The sequence below is a fragment of the Maribacter sp. MJ134 genome (assembly GCF_003970695.1).
Lineage (GTDB): Bacteria > Bacteroidota > Bacteroidia > Flavobacteriales > Flavobacteriaceae > Maribacter.
In genome coordinates, this window is sequence record NZ_CP034570.1 from 992150 (window position 1) to 1008628 (window position 16479).

General features: G+C 41.5%; 20 protein-coding genes. 12 read left to right on the forward strand and 8 right to left on the reverse strand.

Translation table 11 applies throughout. The features are described 5' to 3' along the window. Positions 1-122 precede the first annotated feature (122 nt). The 3 genes from EJ994_RS04310 to EJ994_RS04320 form a co-directional block, all read right to left on the reverse strand. Positions 123-596: a cupin domain-containing protein gene (locus tag EJ994_RS04310; RefSeq protein ID WP_126591363.1), complete on the reverse strand. Its 474-nt coding sequence runs from the start codon at positions 594-596 to the stop codon at positions 123-125. 104 nt (positions 597-700) lie between these two features. Then, positions 701-1069: a DUF6326 family protein gene (locus EJ994_RS04315; protein WP_126591364.1), complete on the reverse strand. Its 369-nt coding sequence runs from the start codon at positions 1067-1069 to the stop codon at positions 701-703. 188 nt (positions 1070-1257) lie between these two features. Continuing rightward, complete coding sequence (locus EJ994_RS04320) at positions 1258-1806, reverse strand: Crp/Fnr family transcriptional regulator (protein ID WP_206507170.1); 549 nt, start codon at positions 1804-1806, stop codon at positions 1258-1260. A 215-nt stretch (positions 1807-2021) separates the two neighbouring features. Here EJ994_RS04320 and EJ994_RS04325 point away from each other — a divergent pair, with 215 nt between their 5' ends. Both EJ994_RS04325 and EJ994_RS04330 read left to right on the forward strand, forming a co-directional pair. Next, a complete protein-coding gene (locus EJ994_RS04325; protein WP_126591366.1) occupies positions 2022-2687 on the forward strand; it encodes a uracil-DNA glycosylase in 666 nt (221 codons plus the stop codon). Between the two features lie 73 nt (positions 2688-2760). Then, the gene (locus EJ994_RS04330) at positions 2761-3189 is read left to right on the forward strand and encodes a two-component system response regulator (RefSeq protein WP_126591367.1); all 429 of its coding nucleotides are present in this window, start codon (positions 2761-2763) and stop codon (positions 3187-3189) included. Between the two features lie 8 nt (positions 3190-3197). Here EJ994_RS04330 and EJ994_RS04335 read toward each other — a convergent pair whose 3' ends face one another. The 5 genes from EJ994_RS04335 to EJ994_RS04355 all read right to left on the reverse strand — a co-directional run bounded on the left by EJ994_RS04335 (position 3198) and on the right by EJ994_RS04355 (position 7239). Then, on the reverse strand, positions 3198-4043 hold the full coding sequence (locus tag EJ994_RS04335; protein WP_126591368.1) for a substrate-binding domain-containing protein: 846 nt from the start codon (positions 4041-4043) through the stop codon (positions 3198-3200). Beyond that, positions 4040-4912 (reverse strand): nucleoside phosphorylase, encoded by an 873-nt coding sequence (locus tag EJ994_RS04340; protein ID WP_126591369.1) that lies wholly within the window; start codon positions 4910-4912, stop codon positions 4040-4042. The genes EJ994_RS04335 and EJ994_RS04340 overlap by 4 nt, the downstream gene beginning before the upstream one ends. 1 nt (position 4913) lies before the next feature. After that, positions 4914-5846 carry a DUF1835 domain-containing protein gene (locus EJ994_RS04345; protein ID WP_126591370.1) on the reverse strand — a complete coding sequence of 311 codons (933 nt, stop codon included), beginning with the start codon at positions 5844-5846 and terminating at the stop codon, positions 4914-4916. Between the two features lie 113 nt (positions 5847-5959). Further along, positions 5960-6286 (reverse strand): translation initiation factor, encoded by a 327-nt coding sequence (locus tag EJ994_RS04350; RefSeq protein ID WP_126591371.1) that lies wholly within the window; start codon positions 6284-6286, stop codon positions 5960-5962. 2 nt (positions 6287-6288) lie between these two features. Next, complete coding sequence (locus EJ994_RS04355; protein ID WP_126591372.1) at positions 6289-7239, reverse strand: isopenicillin N synthase family dioxygenase; 951 nt, start codon at positions 7237-7239, stop codon at positions 6289-6291. Between the two features lie 122 nt (positions 7240-7361). Between EJ994_RS04355 and EJ994_RS04360 the strand changes: the two genes are divergently transcribed. From EJ994_RS04360 to EJ994_RS04405, 10 genes are all read left to right on the forward strand, one after another. Then, positions 7362-9338 carry a thiamine pyrophosphate-dependent enzyme gene (locus tag EJ994_RS04360; protein ID WP_126591373.1) on the forward strand — a complete coding sequence of 659 codons (1977 nt, stop codon included), beginning with the start codon at positions 7362-7364 and terminating at the stop codon, positions 9336-9338. 148 nt (positions 9339-9486) lie between these two features. Then, on the forward strand, positions 9487-9969 hold the full coding sequence (locus EJ994_RS04365; protein ID WP_126591374.1) for a lipocalin family protein: 483 nt from the start codon (positions 9487-9489) through the stop codon (positions 9967-9969). 26 nt (positions 9970-9995) lie between these two features. Continuing rightward, a complete protein-coding gene (locus EJ994_RS04370; protein ID WP_126591375.1) occupies positions 9996-10694 on the forward strand; it encodes an OmpA family protein in 699 nt (232 codons plus the stop codon). A gap of 72 nt (positions 10695-10766) precedes the next feature. Continuing rightward, complete coding sequence (locus EJ994_RS04375) at positions 10767-11888, forward strand: NAD(P)/FAD-dependent oxidoreductase (protein ID WP_126591376.1); 1122 nt, start codon at positions 10767-10769, stop codon at positions 11886-11888. Positions 11889-11890: 2 nt separating this feature from the next. Continuing rightward, positions 11891-12601, forward strand: coding sequence for a methyltransferase domain-containing protein (locus EJ994_RS04380; protein ID WP_241240849.1), 711 nt, complete (start codon positions 11891-11893; stop codon positions 12599-12601). Between the two features lie 6 nt (positions 12602-12607). Beyond that, positions 12608-13663, forward strand: coding sequence for a type III polyketide synthase (locus EJ994_RS04385; RefSeq protein ID WP_126591378.1), 1056 nt, complete (start codon positions 12608-12610; stop codon positions 13661-13663). Positions 13664-13676: 13 nt separating this feature from the next. Continuing rightward, positions 13677-14456, forward strand: a complete 780-nt coding sequence (locus EJ994_RS04390) for an SDR family oxidoreductase (protein ID WP_126591379.1) — start codon at positions 13677-13679, stop codon at positions 14454-14456. A gap of 15 nt (positions 14457-14471) precedes the next feature. Beyond that, the gene (locus tag EJ994_RS04395; RefSeq protein WP_126591380.1) at positions 14472-14921 is read left to right on the forward strand and encodes a 3-hydroxyacyl-ACP dehydratase FabZ family protein; all 450 of its coding nucleotides are present in this window, start codon (positions 14472-14474) and stop codon (positions 14919-14921) included. Further along, positions 14914-16194, forward strand: a complete 1281-nt coding sequence (locus tag EJ994_RS04400; protein ID WP_126591381.1) for a beta-ketoacyl-[acyl-carrier-protein] synthase family protein — start codon at positions 14914-14916, stop codon at positions 16192-16194. The genes EJ994_RS04395 and EJ994_RS04400 overlap by 8 nt, the downstream gene beginning before the upstream one ends. Positions 16195-16220: 26 nt before the next feature. Next, the gene (locus EJ994_RS04405; RefSeq protein WP_099575022.1) at positions 16221-16475 is read left to right on the forward strand and encodes an acyl carrier protein; all 255 of its coding nucleotides are present in this window, start codon (positions 16221-16223) and stop codon (positions 16473-16475) included. Positions 16476-16479 lie beyond the last annotated feature (4 nt).

Consider the following 16479-nt stretch of genomic DNA (forward strand, 5'->3'; position numbering starts at 1 on the left):
AGAAAGATACTGTAATTTATTTGGCCTCCCAAGAATGAGAAAAGCATAAGTCTAAAGAGTTTTTGAAAATCTTTACCAAATTAGTTTAGATGGCTAAATCTTAAAAATAGTGGCAAAAGTCATTATTTTTTCAGTGTTAGGGCCACCTCGTCGTAATATTCTTGCGTCACCACCTCGGTCCAAGTTGTTGGTTGGTCGCCTCCATACAAGGCCAAATAGGTTACGTCACTTGTTTTGGTGGAAGAATGCCAATGTTCTATGTCTTTATCGCACTTAATAACGTCACCCTCTTTCAAAATTATAGGTGCATTTCCTTTCTCCTGATAATAGGCCTCTCCTTCTACAATAATTAAAACTTGCGCAGAACTATGCTTATGCCAATCTAAGGTAGAATTTGCTTTAAAGGTAGCTTTGGTGATATTGTAGCCCAATTCGGCATCATCGTGAATAATGGCGTTCAACCAGGCTTCTCCAATATAATGTGTGTTGGGTGCCTTGGTACCCGCTGTCAGGTAAGAAGAAACATTATAGCCAGTATCTTGTGAAAAGACTGATGTTACAAATAGGAAGAGCAGGAATATTATTGCATTTCTCATACTAGATTTTTCAAAGTGGAATGTGATCACTTGATAATCAAAGATAACTTAAAATTGAAATCCGCTGACCCTATCGTTTTAATATGGATTATGTGACTTACAATTTATGGAGTGGATGACCATTGAAGGGCACTATAGATAATGAACAATAACAGCATTACCTCAATACCAGCGCAGATAAGATAGTGCGGTAGGGTACTACCACCTCCAATTACGAATATTAGCGTCAAAATGGCCGCTATGATGTTCAGCAAACGGTTGATTCTGTACGGTAATACACGCGAAAAATAAATCATGAGTATGGGAATGTTGGTAATTACCGCGGCAATTGCCATAGTTAATCGCACATCATCACCCATTATTTCTAGAGCGCTTTGGTCTATCAATTGAACAATGATAGAAAGGATATCCGCAAAAATAAGATTCAGCATTACTACTACCCATAGCGTGGATAGTTTCGTTTTTATATGCACAACGTATTGTTTTATTAATAATGACCAAGTAAAACGCACAATAAAAATATGATTTGCGTCCTGGTTGGTTAGTACAAAGTAAAGCGAGATGCCTATAAAGAATCGTTCACTTAAGTTAATAAATGACCTTTACGCAGTAAATTAGATTGGGGCATTTTTACGCTCAATTATCGAGTAGAAATTTTGTTTTAGCGGACTAGCCTTTTTCGTATTCTACTTAGCGATTGTGGAGTAAGGCCAAGGTAGCTTGCGATTTGATACTGTGGGACCCTTTGGATGAGATTTGGTCGCTCTTTCCGTAGTTGTACATAGCGTTCTTCAGGTTTTAAATGGCCGAAACGCTTTGAATCCGCTACTTTTGCGCCCATCATCTTTTCAAATTCTACCCGGCAGATAGTCTCAAACCGAGGGAATTTTTGGTATAAAGCCGCTTCCTGATCGGCGTTTAAGACGGCTAATGTGGTCTCTTCTGTGCAAACGTAGCAGTAATTTGAGGGTGTTTGATGGGACAGACTCTCAAAATCTGCGAAGGATTGCTCTTCCGTATAGAAATCTACCGTAAGCTCATCGCCATCGCTTCGATAATATTTCCGGACACACCCCGCAACGACAAAATAAGCGTCTTTGGCCACTTGACCCTGTTCTAATAAAAAGACGCCCTTAGCAAACGTACGTATGGGAAAACTCTGTTCAATGGCCAAAACTTCCTCTGAAGATAGTTCAGTGAATTGCTTCATTTGTGCTATTAAAACGTGAGTCATCTGTTTTTTAAAAAGGGTTTGTTTATCCAAACAAGGTACTAACGGGCCAAGGGCTTCGTTTCTTGGACGATTACGAAGTTAAACTTTTAGTTCATTCATTTCAAACGGGACATGTATGGCATAATCGCCTGAATTTTGACTAATTTTACCACTTATCAGAAGGCTAGAAGCTTAGCACCATAAATTACATCATGTCCATACAAATACATCCCAGTTGGAAAGAAAAACTGCAAAATGAGTTTGAGCAGGACTATTTTAAGAGTTTAACAAGCTTTATAAAGGAAGAATACGCAACGCATACCTGCTATCCCAAGGGTGCCGATATTTTTGCGGCTTTTGACCATTGTCCGTTCGACCAAACAAAAGTTGTGATTATAGGGCAGGACCCGTATCACGGACCTGGTCAGGCGAATGGTCTATGTTTTTCAGTGAAGGATGGCATTTCGCATCCGCCTTCACTTATCAATATTTTCAAGGAGATTACGACCGACTTAGGTGTGCCGTACCCTCAGAGTGGTAATTTAGAGCGATGGGCCAATCAGGGCGTATTACTACTTAATGCTACGCTGACAGTAAGGGCACACGAGGCAGGCAGTCATCAGGGCCAAGGCTGGGAAAGGTTTACCGATTCAGTTATCAAGACCTTGTCCGAAGAAAAAGAACAATTGGTATTTTTGCTGTGGGGCGGATTTGCCAAAAAGAAAGTTAAATTCATCAATGGCGATAAACATCGTATCCTTACTTCTGGACATCCTTCCCCACTAAGTGCAAATCGTGGATATTGGTTCGGTAACCAACATTTTTCAAGAACGAATGCAATTTTATCAAGTTTAGGCAATAAAATCATAGACTGGTAAGTTCTCTACATAAGACTTTTTAGTATTTTTGTTAACGTAATTTCTGACGTTTAAAATTTAGACCAAATTAACTATGAGAAAATTCGACAATTTAAAATCAATTTTATTGGTAGACGATGACGAAGCCAGTAACTTTCTTCATTCCATATTCATTAATAAATTAGGGCTGGAAGTGGAGGTTAATGCCGCTCTAAACGGTCAAGAGGCCTTAGATTTCATCCTAGATAAAGGTGTAGACCACCTAGCTATGCCCTGTATGGTAATGTTAGATTTAAGAATGCCGGTTGTAGACGGTTGGAAATTCATGGAAATGTACGAGGAACAAGTACCTCAGGAGTTGAAAGAACAAATTGTGATTGTTTTAGTTACAATTAGTGATAACGCTGAAGACAAAGCCAAGGCAACCGCTAATCCTTACATTGCGGATTTCTCTCAAAAACCATTATCGGATGCTACTTTCAAGAAATTAATCAACAAATACTTTTCTTTAACGCCAGCATAAACCGGTGATTAGAGTAGAAAATTATCTGAAGGTTTTTTATCATCAATCAAAGCTAAGCGCATAAGCGTATCTTGGACTTTTGTCAAAGCGGTTACTGTCAGTTGCTCCTGGCTCCATTGCGTTAACGTCATCCACTCTTGTATATCTTCTAGTCTTTGTTGGTAGCGATTTGCCAATGTGCGGTCTATGCTGGGTATATGCTTGAAATCCCTAGTGTACATATTGATGATTTCTAATATGTGGTCTAAGACTCTAGGATTACCACTCAAAAACTTCTCCGTACCTACGATCATAAAACAGGGCCATGGGGTAGGGCAATCTCCCAAACGTCTAAAGGTACCGTCATCTACCAGGGGTTTGGTCGTAAAATGTTCCCACATAAAATAATCGGCCTTGCCATGGGTTAATCCATCAACAGCACCATCAAGGTTATTGATAACCTCGAACTGAAGGGCGTCCAGGTCCCACAGATTGTTTTGAGCGTGAACATAGGCCATGAGATGGCTTCCGCTACCGTATCTGCTGATAGCGGCTTTGGTGTTCTTAAGGTCAGCAATAGTTTGGTGGGCACTTTGCGCTCCAACATGTATTCCCCACAGTAACGGTGTAGCTATGTATTCCTGTACAATTTTTGAACGATTCCCTTCGGTAATACTCTTCACGATGCCCTCAGTAAGGATTATTGCCAAGTCCGTTTGTTCATTTGCTAGCAGCTGACACATCTTTCCGGTTCCTTCGGGTACATCCGTCCATTGCAAGTCGATTCCGCGTTGCTCAAAAGCACCTTCTTCAATCGCCAAATGCCAAGGAAGATTAAAATGCTCGGGTACTCCTATAATTTTTACCGTTTTCACGTGTTAGTCAATTTGTGTAATACGAATTTAATGAGTTCTTCCACGGATTTAGCCGGATTCTCTGAAAATTCACCGGTGGCCCTATTGGCCAAAATACAATTTAATGAAACTGCTTGGTGCCCCAACAATTTAGATAGGGCATAAATGCCCGAGGTCTCCATCTCCAAGTTGGTGATGCGCTTATTTTCATAGTGAAAGTCAGCCAGGTTTTTTATAAAGTCTTCATCACTTGTAGCAAGTCTAAGGGACCTGCCTTGTGGTCCGTAAAACCCTGTATTGGTTGCGGTTATGCCTAATCGTATATGATTTTCAACAAAATGGGCACCTAAATCACTATCAAATTCGACCACATAGGGCCTAGCTTTTGAACCGGACCAATTGGTCTGTGCCATAAAGGCGTCTTCAAATCCTTGATGCGCTGTAAAGTCATTCTTATAGAAGTGTAATAGTCCATCAAAACCGATGGCAAACCGACTCATTAAAAAAGAATCTATAGGAATATCAGGTTGTACGGCCCCAGAAGTACCCACGCGTACTATTTTTAATCGTATACGATTTGAACGGACAGTTCTTGTCTCGAAATCGATATTCACCAAGGCATCCAACTCGTTTAAAACGATATCAATATTATCGGTCCCTATACCTGTAGATATTACACTGATGCGTTTTCCGTTGAAAGTCCCGGTATGGGTGAGAAACTCCCTTTTTCCCTTTTTCAATTCGATAAGGTCAAAATGTTTGGATACTTCAGCAACGCGGTCAGGGTCGCCGACCGTTATAATATGCGTGGCAATGTCTTCTGGTCGTAAATTGAGGTGGTAAATGCTACCGTCGTTATTCAGGATAAGCTCAGCGGGGCTTAGTGGCATATTATAGCTTTAATATGCGGTCCGAAGTGGTGTTATAGAGAAAATTATACTTTAAGGCCCCACCCAAATACACGTCATTATCTTGGATAACAGAATAATAGTTGGTCTTTCCTTCTAGAATTTCCTTTCCTTTCTTGGATAATCTTACCGGATTAAATGTGTTGAATAGGGGTCTTAACCTGCTGATGGCTCTTTCGTATTGCGAATCTCCAAAACCAAGGTTACCCTGATTTTCCAACACGGTCTTCAGTAAACCAGCCTTATTTTTTGGTCGCTCATGTACGGCAAGCTCCAAAATATTGTTTTCCATATGGTTTAAGCCATTCCCGATACTTGGAAATCTTTTGAGGTGAGATTTGATAGCGTCTCCGAGATAATTAAAATTATAGTTTTCGAAATCCGTCAAGTTTTCCAGACGAATAGGGTTGTTGCTGCAGTACAATTGCCATACATAATCTGCATATTCTATATCGTCCTGAGATAATACTGTTCGCTTTTCATACAAACGTCTAACTTGCTCATCGGAAAGTTCGTTTAGGCTGTACAACTTATCCGTCTCATCCTCTTTACCACTGCAAACCAAGGAAATCTGCGCGTATTTTCTATTGGCCAGAAGCCAGCTAATTACCGCGAGCATGTTTATTTGACAGAATAAATCGTATTCGAACCAAAGTACAATGTGGTCCTGTTGCTTATGATTGCACAAAGACCGATATTCCTTTAGGGTTTTTTCAATAAACCAAGATTTGGAGACCTTGTAGTTCTTATGAAGAAATTCATATCGGGTTTTCCAAAAAGATTCACTCCCCACTGTAGTTAAGGTTTTACCTTCGCACAGCATTTCTCGCCAAGTGATGATATCTCCTTTAAGATCTAATGATTTTAGACGCTCTGTGAAGCTGTCTCCGTTAGTTATATGCAGTAGGGGACTCATTTCCAGTTTGGTTTAGGTTCTAATAGTTAAATGTAAGGTTTAAAGTAAAAAAACAAAAGAATTTAACATAAAAAGACGCAACCCCCTGGGTTAAAACGTAAAGACCAATTCTATCAGCCCCCTACACGCTTTACCTTAAATCCTTTTTCCACAAGCATGGCCATAATTTTATCCCTATAATCTCCTTGAATAATAATTTTGTCGTCCTTGAAACTTCCGCCCACACTTAATTTGGTCTTCAGTTCTTTGGCTAATTTCTTGAAATCCTCATCCGCACCAGTATATCCTTCTAAAATGGTAATGGGTTTACCCTTGCGTTTTTCATACTTACAGATAATAGGGTCTTTCTGCATCCAAATATTATCCTTGGGTGCTTCTTGAGGTGTTTCCTCTGGTGTATGGTCCGGAAATAAATTTTTTAGTTGATCTTTCAGGTCCATTCTTATTCTTTTATAAGTCCAAGCTCTATCAAACGTTCGTGCAGGAATTCTCCGGCGGTAATGCCCTCAAACTGTTTTGGATGTACTTCGTCTATACAATTCTCCAAACAATTCAGGGGCATTTCGCTTATGGGATGCATAAAGAACGGTACGGAATACCTTGAAGTGCCCCAAAGTTCTTTGGGAGGATTCACTACTTGGTGTATGGTGGATTTAAGCTTGTTATTGGACAGTCGCGATAACATATCGCCTACGTTGATCATCAGCTGGTCCGGTCTGGCAATAGCGTCGATCCATTCCCCTTTATGATTTTTCACTTGCAAACCTTTTCCGTGAGCTCCCATTAATAGGGTAATTAAATTGATGTCGCCATGTGCAGCTGCTCTGACGGCATTTTTAGGTTCCGATGTAATGGGCGGATAGTGTATAGGCCTTAAAATTGAATTACCATTGGTGATGAATTCATCAAAATAGGTTTCTTCAAGATGAAGGTGAAGGGCTAGGGCTCGCAACACATAACGCGCTGTTTTCTCCAGCATCTTGTACGTTTCCTCACCCACCTGATTAAAGTCAGGAAGCTCCTTAACAATTACATTGTCAGGATATTCCTCGTTTAATTTAGGGTTATCGGTAACATACTGTCCAAAATGCCAAAATTCCTTTAGATCACCTTCCTTTCTACCCTTTGCATGTTCTTTTCCAAAGGAAGTATAGCCACGCTGACCGCCAATTCCAGGAATTTCGTAGCTATCCTTGATATCTTGCGGAAGCGCGAAGAACTTTTTTATTTCGTCATATAGGTTTTCCACCAGTTCTTCCGATAAGAAATGGCCACTTAAGGCTACAAATCCAATTTCTTCAAAAGCCTTTCCAATTTCCTGAATAAACTTTTTCTTTCTTGCATCATCACCGGAAATAAAATCCGATAAATCCACGCTTGGCACTAAACTCATGCTTTTTTCTTTGCTTGTTTTGGTAAAATTACAAATTATTGCTTAGTTCACACATTGTTATAATACTATTACTAACTTGCTTCTTTGTTATATTTATATGGATTTAAACGCTTTTTAATTCGATGGATTACGAAAAATTTAAGGTAACGGATGACGTGAAGCTGAAGCTGCACAAGGCCATGCTTAAACCTAGGATGGTAGAGGAGAAGATGTTGATTCTACTTCGGCAGGGTAAAATCTCTAAATGGTTCAGCGGTATTGGTCAAGAAGCCATCTCCGTCGGAGTCACCAGTGCCTTACATGCTTCAGAATATATATTGCCAATGCATCGTAATTTGGGCGTATTTACCACTCGAGAGATTCCGCTGTACCGACTTTTTTCGCAATGGCAGGGCAAAGCTAGCGGCTTTACCAATGGTAGGGATAGAAGTTTTCATTTTGGTACCCAAGAATATAAGATTGTAGGTATGATATCCCATTTAGGCCCACAATTAGGAGTGGCAGACGGTATTGCCTTGGCGCATAAACTACGTGGAGAAAATAAAGTCACGGCGGTCTTTACCGGTGAAGGGGCCACCAGCGAAGGAGATTTTCATGAGGCGCTTAATGTTGCGGCGGTATGGGATTTACCGGTACTGTTCTGTATCGAAAACAATGGCTACGGACTTTCTACACCGACAGAGGAGCAGTATAGATGCGAACATTTGGCCGACAAAGGTGCGGGTTATGGTATGGAATCACATATCATTGACGGAAATAACATCTTAGAGGTGTATACCAAAGTAAATGCACTTTGCACCGACATACGCGCCAATCCAAGGCCCGTACTTTTAGAGTTTAAGACCTTTAGGATGCGAGGTCATGAAGAGGCGAGCGGCACCAAATACGTACCAAAGGAACTCATGGAGGAATGGGCACAAAAGGACCCCTTGGATAATTTTGCGGATTATTTAAAAGAGCACAAACTCTTAAACGATGCCTCGGAAAAAGAGATTAGGGCAACTATTAGTGATGAAATTGATGCGCATTTGCAGCAAGCCTATGAAGAAGAGGCTATTATATTTAATGAAAGTAAAGAATTAAGTGATGTCTATTTTAATATTGATTTAGAAGATGTTACTCCTGATATACATACCAAAAATATCCGACTGGTAGATGCCATCTCCGATGGACTTCGGGGCGCAATGGAAAAGCATGATAATCTGGTTATTATGGGGCAAGATGTGGCGGAATACGGTGGCGTTTTTAAAATAACGGATGGTTTTGTAGCTGCTTTTGGTAAAGAACGTGTTCGGAATACGCCCATATGTGAATCGGCCATAGTCGCAGCCGCCATGGGACTTTCCATTAACGGAATGAAGGCGGTAATGGAAATGCAGTTTGCCGATTTTGCGAGCAGCGGTTTTAATCCCATCGTAAATTATTTAGCAAAAACCCATTATAGATGGGGTGAAAAGGCCGATGTTGTTATCCGAATGCCCTGTGGAGGCGGTGTGGCCGCCGGTCCTTTTCATTCACAGACCAATGAGGCATGGTTTACCAAAACTCCAGGATTAAAGGTAGTCTATCCTGCATTTCCTGTGGATGCCAAGGGTTTATTGGCCACGGCGATTGAAGACCCCAATCCAGTGCTGTTCTTTGAGCACAAAGGATTGTACAGAAGCGTATACCAAGAGGTGCCGACCAATCATTTTACGATTCCTTTTGGAGAGGCTTCTTTACTCCGTGAGGGTGATGCCATTACCATAGTAAGTTATGGTGCGGGTGTTCATTGGGCCCTGGAAACTTTGGATAAGAACAAGGATATTAAGGCCGACCTTCTTGATTTAAGGACGCTAGTGCCACTGGATATGGAGCGTATCTGCAGTTCCGTAAAAAAGACGGGGAAATTGATTATCCTGCAGGAAGATAGTCTCTTCGGCGGTATTGCCAGTGATATTTCCAGTTTGGTGATGGAGAACTGTTTTGAGTACCTGGACGGACCCATTAAAAGAGTCGCCAGTATGGAAACGCCCATACCCTTTAATGCGGAACTGGAGCGTAATTATCTGGCCAAATCAAAATTTGAAGCAGCCTTGTTGGCCTTGTTGGCCTACTAGTGAATCCGTTAACATCCGTACGATTAAGGTCAATAGACATCCTTAATATGTATCATCTTTGCACCACATTAATAATAGTTTAATCTATCAATACGTCCAATCTTTAAATAGAAACGTATATAGGATTAACCTTAAATCTAAATAAGTTATGAGAAAAATACTATTGCTTTTAGGAGTAAGTGTATTCATGTTGGCTTCTTGCTCCGTATCCAAGGACGCAAGAGAAAAAAGAAATCTTTTAAGTGGTTCTTGGACATTGGATAATGTTTCTTTTGCAAACAATACTGGGAGCTTCAAAGCAACTCTGTTCAATGATGTGGAAGATATATGCTTAGAAGGAAGCGATTGGTTCTTTCGCGACAATAATAGTACAGGTCGCTACACGATAGCACCTTCTACCTTATGTAACGGAGGAGACCGTTTTATCAGATGGTCCGTAGTAGAGCGTGATGAAAATTATTCCAGTCAATTACAGTTTAAATTTATCGATGAAAAACGCAAGGATATTTCCGGTGGTCTTGGATACCGTTTGAACATTGAAAGCTTGACCGAGCAGTCCATGCAATTAAAATCGAACGTCATGGTCGATGGTGAAACGGTTACCGTCGTATATGACTTCACAAAAAAATAATAGAAACCTACTTTAAACTAGATATAATGATAAAAAGTATTTTTAAAAGAAGCGCAAGTATTATGGTAACCTTAGCTTTAGTGCTAAGCTGTAGTACAGTTAAGAACGCAAATAAAACACAAAAAGGAGCTGTAATAGGAGCCGCAGGAGGCGCTGTTATTGGTGGCGTCCTCGGAAATAATATCGGTAACGGAAATAATACGGCCCTAGGCGCTATTTTGGGAGCTGCTATAGGTGGTGCTGCCGGTGGTTATATTGGTAACCGTATGGATAGGCAGGCAGAACGTATAGAAGAGGAAATACCTGGTGCAGAAGTAAAAAGGGTAGGAGAAGGTATCAATGTTACCTTTAATGAAGATGCGGGTGTTTATTTTGACACCAATAAATCTAGTGTGAAGGGAACTTCCGCAACTACCTTGGATAAACTGGCAGGAATATTCAACGAATATCCAAATTCCAATATTTTGGTAGAAGGGCACACGGATAGTGCAGGTGCGGAAGATTATAACATGAACCTTTCCAAGCAACGTGCGGAATCCGTTACCAATTATTTAGTAGCTAAAGGTATTTCTGCTAGCAGGTTTTCCACCAAATGGTACGGAGAATTACAGCCTGTAGGTGATAATGCCACCAGCGATGGTAAGGCAAAGAATAGGAGAGTGGAGTTGGCAATCGTTGCTAGCGAAGAGCTTAAAGAAGAGGCCATAGAGCAAACAAAGCAATAATATTTTCAAATACGGTAAATTAAATCCTCGCACTAGCGGGGATTTTTTTTGGAAAGTTGTTACTTTCACAGGGTGAAGGAATATGATGTTGTTATTGTTGGTGGTGGACTAGCCGGGCTTACCGCCGCTATAGCCCTATCTCGCAAAGGATATATGGTATTGGTCTTTGAACCCAACCAATATCCGCACCACAAAGTATGCGGGGAATATGTTTCCAACGAAGTGGTACCTTATCTAGAGTCACTCGGAGTAGCATTGGATAAGGTCGGGGCCGTACCCATTACCGATTTTCAAATCAGCGCTACAAGCGGTCGTATGGCGCAGACCAAACTCCCTCTGGGAGGTATTGGTATCAGTAGGTACAAGCTAGACCATACCCTCTATAAAAGAGCGCTGGAAGTAGGGGTAGCGTTCATTTTTACCAAGGTGTCCAGCATCAATTTTAAAAACGATATATTTCAAGTACGTACCCAATCCGATGTTTATAATTCGCCTATCGTAATCGGCGCTTATGGCAAACGGGATGCATTGGATAAATCCCTAAAGCGGGACTTCAGCTTTCAAAAACATTCTTGGTTAGCGGTAAAGGGACATTATCGCACTCCGGATTTTCCGGACAACTTGGTCGCATTACATAATTTTCCAGGGGGCTATGGCGGACTTTCCAAAACCGAGAGTGGTGCTGTGAATTTCTGCTATTTAGCGCATTACGATTCCTTTAAGAAATATCCGAACATAGAAGAGTTCAACCAAAAGATTGTCGCCCAGAACAAGAACTTGAGACATTTTTTTCATGAATCGGAAGCCTTGTTCGAAAAACCCTTGACCATTGCGCAGATCGCCTTTGAAGAGAAGAAGCCAATAGTGAACCATATCTTAATGTGCGGGGATACGGCGGGTCTTATTCATCCCTTATGCGGAAACGGAATGGCAATGGCCATCCATAGCGCAAAATTGGCTTCGGACTGCATCAGTACCTTCTTTGAAAGTGCCAGTAGAGATCGCACCGTTTTAGAGCAGGAATACAGCAGACGTTGGAACGCCACTTTTAAGAAAAGACTCTGGTACGGGCGCAAATTACAGCAGGTGTTGTTGCATAAAAAATGGGTTAATAGTGGCGTAGTGCTAGCGAGCGTCTCCGGAAAAGTACTACGCTATATAATCAGCAAAACACATGGCAAACCAATTATATGAGGATGAATTTTAAGCAGCGAAGTGAGCGAGAAGAAATCATGGACAACTATGATGGGAGCAAAGAAACCTTAAAGGCCGTGTTGAAGGATATTACGAGGGTAAATAGAATCCTCGGAGGAAATTCAATTACGGTAGACGCTGTGTTTAGGCTGATTAGAGAGAATAGGAGAGAATCGTATACGATTTTAGACATGGGTTGTGCGGACGGTAATATGCTTCGTTTACTAGCGGATAAGGCCAGAAAGGAACAGGTAGTCGTTAAATTGATAGGGGTAGACCTAAGTGAAGATGCTTTGGAAATTGCGCGGAAGGCCTCCGAGACATATCCCGAGATCAGTTATTCTAAAAAGAACATTTTAAGCGATGATTTTTCTGATTTCAGGGTAGACATTGTCATTACTACGCTGACCATGCATCATTTTAAAGATGTGGATATACTTAAGTTTATTCGTCAATTTATAAAACTATCCGCTATCGGTATAGTGGTCAATGACTTACAACGAAGTAGACTAGCGTATTATTTGTTCCAGATTTTTAGCCTTATTTTTATTAAAACAAAAGTTGCTAAGATAGACGGCCTTATTTCTATTAGTAAAGGATTTAGAAAGAAGGAGCTAGAAACATTCGCAAGTGCCTTGAAAGGAGTGTCCCATATCATAGAATGGAAATGGGCCTTTAGATATGTATGGGTCATGCGTAAAATGCGACTATAAATGCATATGAATACTACAAAAATAGTTGCGGTAGCTAAAGAACTACCAGAACATTGCCGAGAGACCAAAGACATTATTCCCTACGTAGACTTTTGGCTGCAGGGCCAAGAGGAGCGTTTTAGACGTAAGGTCGTTAAGATTTTCGAGGGTGCAGCCGTTGATAAGCGGTACGGAATCATGCCTATTGAAGAGGTGTTCTTGGCCTCTTCTTTTGAGGAGAAAAATGCAATTTATGCTCGGGAATCCAAGAAGTTAGGGAGTAAGGTTTTAGAAAAAGCCTTGAAGGAGGCGCATTGGACGCCAGATTCTTTGGATTATATCATCACCGTCAGTTGCACGGGAATTATGATACCTTCCTTGGATGCCTATCTTATAAATGAATTGGATTTAAGACAGGACATTGTGCGTTTGCCCGTCACAGAAATGGGCTGTGCGGCAGGAGTTTCTGGAATTATCTATGCTAACAATTTTCTTAAGGCGAATCCGGATAAGCGGATCGCTGTGGTCTCCGTTGAAAGTCCAACAGCAACCTTTCAGCTCAACGATTATTCTATGGCCAATATGGTGAGTGCCGCCATCTTCGGTGATGGTGCGGCATGTGTTCTGTTATCTTCAGAAGCGGAGGCAGAAGGCCCTAAGATTATCGGAGAAGATATGTACCATTTTAAGGAGGCAACACACCTTATGGGTTTTGATTTGACCAACCATGGACTAAAAATGATTTTAGACCCCAAAGTACCCGAAACGATTGCAGACCATTTTCCTGATATCGTGCATCCGTTCTTAAAAAAATATGGGAGTGCCATCGAAAACGTGAATCATTTAATTTTTCACCCCGGGGGAAAAAAGATAGTACAGACTGTTGAAGCACTTTTTGGAAGCTTGGGCAAGAATATAGATGATACACGTGCAGTATTACAACTGTACGGAAATATGAGTAGTGCTACCGTTTTATATGTTTTAGAGCGATTTCTGGCTAAAGATATAAAGGAAGGAGAACAGGGGTTAATCCTAAGTTTTGGCCCAGGATTTTCGGCGCAACGGGTATTATTGGAATGGTAATCATATAAAAAAGATGGGAAAAGATTGGGCTTTGATATTAGGGGGAAGTAACGGCTTGGGTCTTGCAACGGCGACCAAATTGGCAAGGCATGGATTTCATATATGCATTGTTCATAGAGATAGACGTTCCGAGATGGATACTATCGAAGCTAATTTTGAAGCTATGAGCGCTATGGGAGTTCAAGTAAAAACCTTTAATGCAGATGCCTTGAGTGCGGATAAGCGTATGGAATTGATAGAAGAAATGAAAGCCTTTCTTCCTGAAGGCCATCGCATCAAGGTTTTAGTGCACAGTATTGCCAAAGGCAGCTTAAAACCCATGCACGCCAGCGAAGGAATGCCATTGTCCAATCAAGATATAAAAATCACTTTTGAAGCCATGGCGCTAAGTCTCTATGAATGGACCCGACTTTTAGTGGACCAAGGGCTTTTTGGCGATGATACTCGGATTATTTCCTTCACGAGTGAAGGGAATACAAGGGCGCTGCCTAATTACGGAGCGGTTTCCGTGGCCAAGGTGGCCTTAGAGGCACTTACACGTAATATGGCATTGGAATTCGCCCCCTTGGGAATTAAGGCCAATTGCATACAGGCCGGTGTTACCCTTACCAAGTCTTTTCAGATGATACCCGGTCAGGAACAAATTAAGGAGCATGCCTTAAAACGTAATCCCAACGGCCGACTCACTACTCCTGAAGATGTGGCTAATGCAGCATATTTGTTGACCAAAGATGAGGCCAAATGGATCACCGGCACCGTAATTAAAGTAGATGGCGGAGAAAGTTTACGATAATGTAGTTCAATAACGATGAGTTTTCAGCATATACTAGCCAGTTTACCTTATGAGCCTCCCTTTCTATTTGTGGACGGACTGTCCCGTTTGGATGATGATGGGGCAGAGGGCTATTTCACCTTTCAGCCGAAAATGGATTTCTATAAGGGACATTTTAAAAATAATCCGGTAACTCCTGGCGTATTGTTAACGGAATGCTGTGCACAAATAGGTCTGGTCTGTTTAGGGTTACATTTGTTAGGTAAAGAGAACGTGGCGCTAGATAAGGTAGGGATAGGTTTTAGCAGTTCAGAAATGGAGTTTTTAAAACCCGTGTTCCCGGGAGAAAAAGTAAGGGTGACCTCCAAAAAAAAATATTTTCGTTTTCAAAAACTAAAATGCGAAGTAAAGATGTACGATGCGAATGGTGATTTGGTCTGCAAGGGAATTTTAGCGGGTATGCTAACAAATAATAAGGATGAGTAAACGGGTCGTTATTACAGGTTTAGGCGTATGCGCACCGAACGGTGTAGGGCTAAAAGACTTTAAGGAGGCCTTGCATGTCGGTAAAAGTGGAATTCGCCATCAGTCCAAACTTCAAGAACTAAATTTTAGTTGTCAAATAGCTGGAGAACCATTGGTTAAGGACAATCTTTTAAATCAATACTTTAATCCTCTGCAACTTAGGGGATTGAACGCATCGGGTTTGGTATTTGGTGTTATTGCCGGTATGGATGCGTGGAAAGACGCGGGTTTAAAAGTGAACACGGCCAACGAACCGTACTGGGATTATGGCGTGCTTTTTGGAACCGGCATTCTCGGAGTAGATAAATTGCGGGAATCCATTTATAGGGTAGACGAAAAGAATGTAAGGCGCGTAGGGAGTACTACCGTAGTGCAGACCATGGCAAGTGGTATTAGCGCATATCTTGGTGGCATGTTAGGCTGCGGTAATCAGGTAACTACGAATTCCTCTGCCTGTACTACAGGAACAGAAGGTATTTTAATGGCCTATGAGCGTATTTCCCAAGGGAAGGCAGAAGTAATCCTCACCGGTAGCTGTAGTGATAGTGGACCCTATGTTTGGGGCGGATTTGACGCTATGCGCATACTTCCTAGAAATTATAACGACAACCCGGCACAGGCTAGTAGACCAATGAGTGCCTCGGCTAAAGGTTTTGTGCCCGGGAGTGGAGCAGGGGCATTGGTACTTGAATCCCTTGAGAGTGCCAAAAAGCGAGGAGCCAAAATTTATGCTGAAGTTCTGGGCGGGGAAATAAATAGCGGCGGACAGCGGGGAGAAGGTTCCATGACCGCACCCAACAGTACGGCCGTTCAGCGCTGTATTCGCAATGCGGTAACCAATGCCGGAATTTCGGCGGAGGCCATTGATGTCATTAACGGACACCTGACCGCAACGACCAAGGACGCGCTGGAAATAGCCAATTGGAGTGCCGCCTTGGAACGTGAGGATACTGATTTTCCATATATCAATTCTTTTAAAGGAATGATCGGGCACTGTTTGGCCGCTGCAGGAAGTATAGAGTGTGTTGGAGCTATATTACAGTTTGAAGAAGCCTGTGTGTTCGGGAATATCAATTGCGAAGACTTAAATCCACATATCACTTCCGTTATTTCAGCAAATAAAATTCCCAGGAAGACCATCCCTTACCGACCAAAAATGATTGCCAAGGCCAGTTTCGGTTTTGGAGATGTAAATGCTTGTGTTATTTTTAAGGCTTTTAACGACGAACCATAAGAGAATTACCTTTTTAGAACTGACCCATGCAAAACGAAGACAAGTATACTTCATTAAAGAATATTGTTAAAACTTACCTTCCGGAAGATGTAAGCGTTGATGATATTAAACCCGAGAGCAATTTTATATCCGAGTTGAACATAAATTCGGCCAATTTGGTGGACATCGTGCTCGATGTGGAGGACGCCTTTGATATTCGTTTGGAGAACGAGGATATGGACCAAATGCAAACCGTACAGGATGCTATGGCCATCATCGATAAAAAGTTGGCTGACAAATAATTGT

Coding starts and splice junctions, on each gene's coding strand:
- EJ994_RS04405 (WP_099575022.1), top strand. CDS start 16,221: ATGCAAAACGAAGACAAGTATACTTCATTAAAGAATATTGTTAAAACT.
- EJ994_RS04355 (WP_126591372.1), bottom strand. CDS start 7,239: ATGAGTTTAGTGCCAAGCGTGGATTTATCGGATTTTATTTCCGGTGAT.
- EJ994_RS04365 (WP_126591374.1), top strand. CDS start 9,487: ATGAGAAAAATACTATTGCTTTTAGGAGTAAGTGTATTCATGTTGGCT.
- EJ994_RS04320 (WP_206507170.1), bottom strand. CDS start 1,806: ATGAAGCAATTCACTGAACTATCTTCAGAGGAAGTTTTGGCCATTGAA.
- EJ994_RS04350 (WP_126591371.1), bottom strand. CDS start 6,286: ATGGACCTGAAAGATCAACTAAAAAATTTATTTCCGGACCATACACCA.
- EJ994_RS04400 (WP_126591381.1), top strand. CDS start 14,914: ATGAGTAAACGGGTCGTTATTACAGGTTTAGGCGTATGCGCACCGAAC.
- EJ994_RS04310 (WP_126591363.1), bottom strand. CDS start 596: ATGAGAAATGCAATAATATTCCTGCTCTTCCTATTTGTAACATCAGTC.
- EJ994_RS04325 (WP_126591366.1), top strand. CDS start 2,022: ATGTCCATACAAATACATCCCAGTTGGAAAGAAAAACTGCAAAATGAG.
- EJ994_RS04390 (WP_126591379.1), top strand. CDS start 13,677: ATGGGAAAAGATTGGGCTTTGATATTAGGGGGAAGTAACGGCTTGGGT.
- EJ994_RS04370 (WP_126591375.1), top strand. CDS start 9,996: ATGATAAAAAGTATTTTTAAAAGAAGCGCAAGTATTATGGTAACCTTA.
- EJ994_RS04395 (WP_126591380.1), top strand. CDS start 14,472: ATGAGTTTTCAGCATATACTAGCCAGTTTACCTTATGAGCCTCCCTTT.
- EJ994_RS04340 (WP_126591369.1), bottom strand. CDS start 4,912: ATGCCACTAAGCCCCGCTGAGCTTATCCTGAATAACGACGGTAGCATT.
- EJ994_RS04330 (WP_126591367.1), top strand. CDS start 2,761: ATGAGAAAATTCGACAATTTAAAATCAATTTTATTGGTAGACGATGAC.
- EJ994_RS04385 (WP_126591378.1), top strand. CDS start 12,608: ATGAATACTACAAAAATAGTTGCGGTAGCTAAAGAACTACCAGAACAT.
- EJ994_RS04345 (WP_126591370.1), bottom strand. CDS start 5,846: ATGAGTCCCCTACTGCATATAACTAACGGAGACAGCTTCACAGAGCGT.
- EJ994_RS04380 (WP_241240849.1), top strand. CDS start 11,891: ATGAATTTTAAGCAGCGAAGTGAGCGAGAAGAAATCATGGACAACTAT.
- EJ994_RS04360 (WP_126591373.1), top strand. CDS start 7,362: ATGGATTACGAAAAATTTAAGGTAACGGATGACGTGAAGCTGAAGCTG.